The organism is Phocaeicola sp. (genome assembly GCF_048170425.1).
Classification (GTDB): Bacteria; Bacteroidota; Bacteroidia; order Bacteroidales; family Bacteroidaceae; genus Phocaeicola.
The window spans coordinates 1-5650 of record NZ_DBEXBB010000303.1; the positions used below are offsets into that span (position 1 = coordinate 1).

Annotated in this window: 4 protein-coding genes; all 4 read left to right on the forward strand. The window is 48.2% G+C overall.

Features of this window, described 5'->3' with window-relative positions; all coding sequences use genetic code 11:
- The first annotated feature begins 52 nt into the window (after positions 1–52).
- The 4 genes from ACMJ0U_RS11670 (at position 53) to ACMJ0U_RS11685 (ending at position 5542) form a co-directional block, all read left to right on the forward strand.
- The gene (locus ACMJ0U_RS11670; protein ID WP_098031790.1) at positions 53–1219 is read left to right on the forward strand and encodes a sensor histidine kinase; all 1167 of its coding nucleotides are present in this window, start codon (positions 53–55) and stop codon (positions 1217–1219) included.
- 90 nt (positions 1220–1309) lie between these two features.
- Positions 1310–3994: a calcium-translocating P-type ATPase, PMCA-type gene (locus tag ACMJ0U_RS11675; protein WP_005830544.1), complete on the forward strand. Its 2685-nt coding sequence runs from the start codon at positions 1310–1312 to the stop codon at positions 3992–3994.
- A gap of 2 nt (positions 3995–3996) precedes the next feature.
- Positions 3997–4617 (forward strand): HAD family hydrolase, encoded by a 621-nt coding sequence (locus ACMJ0U_RS11680; protein ID WP_005830542.1) that lies wholly within the window; start codon positions 3997–3999, stop codon positions 4615–4617.
- A complete protein-coding gene (locus ACMJ0U_RS11685; RefSeq protein WP_057281406.1) occupies positions 4601–5542 on the forward strand; it encodes a bifunctional riboflavin kinase/FAD synthetase in 942 nt (313 codons plus the stop codon). Before ACMJ0U_RS11680 ends, ACMJ0U_RS11685 begins: the two co-directional genes overlap by 17 nt.
- Positions 5543–5650 lie beyond the last annotated feature (108 nt).

Sequence of the window (5650 nt, forward strand, 5' to 3'; positions counted from 1 at the left end):
CTATTGTTGAACAAAAATAGTTTATTTTTGTTCTCTATTAAAACAACATTTTATGAAAATGACCGACAAGCTGTTCAGGGCGATTATGCGGAATCTGCATGCCTACGTACTGCTGATAAACCGCGACTTCACTGTATTCTACACCAATTACTACGATATTACCGGAGCTGTAAAGCCTGCCGAAACTGGACGGGTGGGAGATATTCTGCGCTGTAACAATGCCTTGTCGGCAGCAGGAGGTTGCGGCACTCACGATTTGTGTGAGCACTGCCCCGTGCGGAATGCCATAGAGAATGCCTTTGTGGTGCAAAAGAACTTCACGGATTTGGCAGCTATTCTGAATCTTAGGGATAGCGAAGGCAGAACTACGGAATGCAATGCTTATGTTTCCGGCGAGTATATGGAGATTGAGGACCGCGACTGCATGGTGATTACCGTGCATGACATTACCCGGCTGAAACAAGTGGAAGCTGAATTGAAACTGGCACGTGAGAAGGCAGAGAATGCCGACCGCTCCAAATCGGTGTTCCTGGCGAATATGAGCCATGAAATCCGTACCCCGCTGAACGCAATTGTCGGATTCTCGGAATTGCTGGCCTCTGCATCGACAGACGAGGAGAAGACACAGTTCCTGGAAATTGTGCAAAGTAACAATGAAATGCTGCAACAGCTGATTGCTGATATTCTGGACCTCTCGAAGATAGAAGCCGGAACATTGGAATTTGTGTTCTCGGATGTGGACATCAACCAGATGATGTCCGATTTGGAACAACAGTTCCGTATGCGGGTGGCCGAGCTGGGTAGTGGAGTGCAGATTGTCCGGGAGGCTTCTGAGAAGGAATATACCATGCATACAGACAGAAACCGGCTTGCACAAGTGATATCCAATTTTATGACGAATGCCCTGAAGTTCACCCAGGAAGGCAGTATTACCCTCGGATTCAGACTCTATGAGGAAGGTCTCTATTTCTACGTAAAAGACACGGGAACCGGTATTCCCCAGGAAAAGTTGCCACATGTTTTTGAACGTTTCGTCAAGCTGAAGCAGGAAAAGAACGGTACCGGACTGGGACTCTCCATTTGCCAGACCATTGTCCGCAAATTGGGGGGCGAAATAGGCGTGGAATCGGAAGAAGGGGCAGGTTCGACTTTCTGGTTCACATTGCCGTGGGAGCCTGCAACCAGACCGAAACTGGTGAGGGAAAAAGAGAATCAATGACAGTCAATTAATCACTAATCATTATATAGGTATTGTTTTCCCGGATTATTATTGTATTTTTGCGTTCCAAAATTAAACCTAAAGACTTGCATGACTGCAATAAAGGATGATTATTATCATGTCGGACTGACCGACGAACAAGTGCGGAAGAGCCGCGACGAACATGGAGTAAATTTATTGACGCCTCCTAAACGGCCTTCCTTATGGAAATTGTATCTGGAGAAGTTTGAGGACCCCGTAGTAAGGGTATTGCTGGTTGCCGCTCTGTTTTCTTTGATTATTTCCATTGTAGAGAATGAATATGCCGAGACTATCGGCATTATAGTAGCCATTCTGCTGGCTACCGGTATCGGTTTCTTCTTTGAGTATGATGCCGGAAAGAAGTTTGACCTGCTGAATGCAGTGAACGAAGAAACTTTGGTGAAAGTAATTCGTAACGGACATGTGCAGGAGATTCCCCGTAAAGATGTAGTGGTGGGTGATATAGTGGTGCTGGAAACCGGTGAAGAGGTTCCGGCGGACGGTGAATTGCTGGAAGCCATTTCCCTGCAAGTGAACGAATCGAATCTGACCGGTGAGCCGGTAGTGACGAAAACTACCGTAGAAGCTGACTTTGACGAAGAGGCTACGTATGCTTCCAACCGCATTTTGCGCGGTACAACGGTGGTGGACGGACATGGCACCATGCGTGTGGAGGCTGTGGGCGATGCTACGGAAATCGGTAAAGTGGCACGTCAAAGTACCGAACAGAATACGGAACCTACTCCGCTGAATATTCAGTTGACCAAATTGGCCAATCTGATTGGAAAGATTGGCTTTTCCGTAGCGGGTCTGGCTTTTCTCATTTTCTTTGTAAAGGATGTGGTACTGGTCTATGACTTTTCTTCATTTCATACCTTCCGTGATTGGCTGCCGGCCTTGCAGGCTACTTTGCAATACTTTATGATGGCAGTTACCCTGATTGTGGTGGCTGTGCCCGAAGGCTTGCCGATGAGCGTGACACTCAGTCTGGCGTTGAATATGCGCCGCATGCTCTCCACCAACAACCTGGTGCGCAAGATGCATGCATGCGAGACGATGGGAGCCATTACAGTGATTTGTACCGACAAGACCGGTACATTGACCCAAAATCTGATGCAGGTGCATGAACCCAATTTCTATGGTTTGAAGAATAACGGGCAGCTGGGGAATGATGACCTCAGCAAGCTGGTAATGGAAGGTATCAGTGCTAACTCCACTGCTTTCCTGGAAGAAGAGGTGACTGGCGAGAAGCCGAAAGGGGTGGGTAACCCCACGGAGGTGGCACTGCTGCTTTGGCTGAACAGCCAAGGATGCGACTATCTGGCGCTGCGTGAGAAAGCTACGGTTATCGACCAGCTGACTTTCTCTACGGAAAGGAAATTCATGGCTACCCTGGTGCAATCCCCCCTGATTGGGAAGAAGGTGCTGTATGTGAAGGGAGCTCCCGAGATTGTTTTGGGTAAATGCAAGGATGTCATGTTGGACGGCAAGCGTGTGGATGCGGTGGAATACCGTTCTACAGTGGAGGCTCAGTTGCTCAACTACCAGAATATGGCTATGCGTACACTTGGCTTTGCATTCAAGATTGTGGATGATGCGGAAGCGTCTGATTGTGTGTCATTGGTTGCTGAAAATGACTTGTCGTTCCTCGGTGTGGTTGCCATCAGTGACCCTATCCGTCCGGATGTGCCTGCGGCCGTTGCCAAATGCCAGTCGGCAGGTATCGGAGTGAAGATTGTGACGGGAGATACACCGGGTACAGCTACCGAGATAGCACGTCAGATTGGTCTGTGGAAACCGGAGGATACGGAAAAGAACCGCATTACGGGAGCTGCATTTGCCGAATTGACGGATGAGGAGGCATTGGACCGTGTGATGGACTTGAAGATAATGTCGCGTGCACGCCCCACAGACAAACAGCGTCTGGTGCAACTGTTGCAGCAGAAAGGTGCGGTAGTGGCTGTGACGGGTGACGGCACGAATGATGCTCCTGCGTTGAACCATGCGCAAGTGGGACTTTCGATGGGTACTGGAACCTCCGTTGCCAAGGAGGCCAGCGACATCACGTTGCTGGATGACTCCTTCAACAGTATAGGTACGGCCGTGATGTGGGGACGTTCTCTATATAAGAATATACAGCGTTTCATTGTTTTTCAACTGACTATCAATTTTGTGGCTTTGTTTATCGTTCTCCTGGGTTCACTGGTGGGTACGACGCTTCCTTTGACCGTCACGCAGATGTTGTGGGTGAACCTGATTATGGATACGTTTGCGGCCCTGGCCCTGGCGTCCATTCCACCCAGTGAGAGCGTGATGAAGGAAAAACCGCGTAAGAGTACGGATTTCATTATAACCAAGTCCATGAGGTATTACATTCTGGGAATGGGGTCTGCCTTCCTGGTGTTACTTATGGGAATGCTCTTCTGGTTTAACAGTGAAGAGGGGGGGATGACTACCTATCGGTTGACTGTGTTCTTCACGTTCTTTGTTATGCTTCAGTTCTGGAACTTGTTCAATGCACGTGTGTTCGGCACTTCGGACTCGGCGTTCAAGGGCATTTCTAAATCTTATGGCATGGAGCTGATTATACTTGCCATTTTGGGCGGACAGATACTGATTGTACAGTTTGGTGGAGCTGTATTCCGCACAGTGCCGCTCGATTTTATGACTTGGATGACGATTGTCGTTTCTACTTCGTTTGTTTTGTGGATAGGTGAACTGGTTCGCCTTATCCGACGTTTAACACAGAAATAGTGATGAAAAGAAGAGGAATCAAGAACCTTATTATTGATTTTGGCGGAGTTCTGATTGATTTGGACCGCCAGCGCTGTTTAGAGAATTTCAGAAAGCTGGGATTGCCGGACGTGGAAGTCATGTTGGACCTCTATCACCAGCAGGATTTCTTCCAGAAATATGAAAAAGGGTTGATTACCAGTGCGGAGTTCCGGGAAGTGATTCGTGGAAAGATAGGGAAACCGGTGACTGATGCCCAGATAGATGACGCCTGGAACAGTTTCCTAGTGAGTATTCCTACTTTTAAATTGGATTTACTGTTGGAACTGCGCAAAAAATATGTGGTCTATCTGCTGAGCAACACCAATGAAATCCATTGGCAATGGTCGTGTCTGCACGCGTTTCGCTACAAGGCTTTCCGTGCGGAGGACTTTTTTGAGCATATCTATCTCTCTTATGAGATGAAGATGGCAAAACCGGATGCCGATATATTTCAGAAAGTACTGGATGAGACCGGTATTCTTCCCAACGAGACTCTTTTCATTGACGATTCTGAGGCCAATTGCCGGACAGCGGAGGCGTTGGGTATTTCTACCTATACGCCAAAGGCCCACGAGGATTGGAGACATGCAGTTGTTTTGTGAAACATCGGACATTGGTTCCCGTCCAAGTGTAGCCACTATCGGTTTCTTTGACGGAGTACATCGGGGACACCGCTACCTGATAGAGCAAGTGTGTGCGGTAGCTGCCGGGCGTGGGCTTGCTTCGTCGGTCGTGACTTTTCCGGTACATCCGCGTAAAGTGATGCAGGCCGATTATCATCCGAAGTTATTGACCACTTGTGATGAGAAAGTTTCCCTGCTTGCCAAGACTGGGGTGGATTATTGCATGATGCTTGATTTTACTCCTGAAATAGCCCGGCTTTCGGCACGGGAATTCATGTCCATACTGAAGGATCGCTATCAGATACAAGCTTTGGTAGTGGGGTACGACCATCGTTTCGGGCATAACCGCAGCGAGGGTTTTGAAGACTATGTGCACTATGGTCGCGAATTGGGTATGGAGGTGCTTCTTGCGCGCGCGTATTCTTATAGTAAGGAGACATCGGTAACGGAGGTTACTGTCAGCTCCTCGGCTATTCGAGGTCTGTTGCAGGAGGGAAACGTTTCGGAAGCTGCCGAGTATCTGGGATATGATTTCTTTTTGGACGGTACGGTTGTCGGCGGCTATCAGGTGGGGCGTAAAATAGGTTTTCCTACGGCTAATCTCCGTGTTTCCGATTCTGACAAGCTGATTCCCTGCGATGGTGTGTATGCCGTCCGTGTCTGTGTTGAAGGCAAGGAGTACGGCGGTATGCTAAGCATTGGCTACCGGCCTACGTTGGAGAACGGACCCGATCGCAGTATTGAGGTCCATATATTCCGGTTTGATGCTGACATTTATCAGCAGCCGATGCGTCTTTCCTTTGTGCGCCGCACCCGTCCTGAACTGAAATTCGACAGTATAGAAGAACTTATTGCCCAGCTTCACCGTGACGAGGTGGAGATTAAATCCATTCTTTCTTTATAAACATAAGGCGATAAGGTCATTTATCTCCTTGCAGTTCTATGTATTTTCCCGTTTGAAGTGTTTGTTTTCTGTGTATTTATCGTAAAACGCGTTTTTTTTATTGTTTTT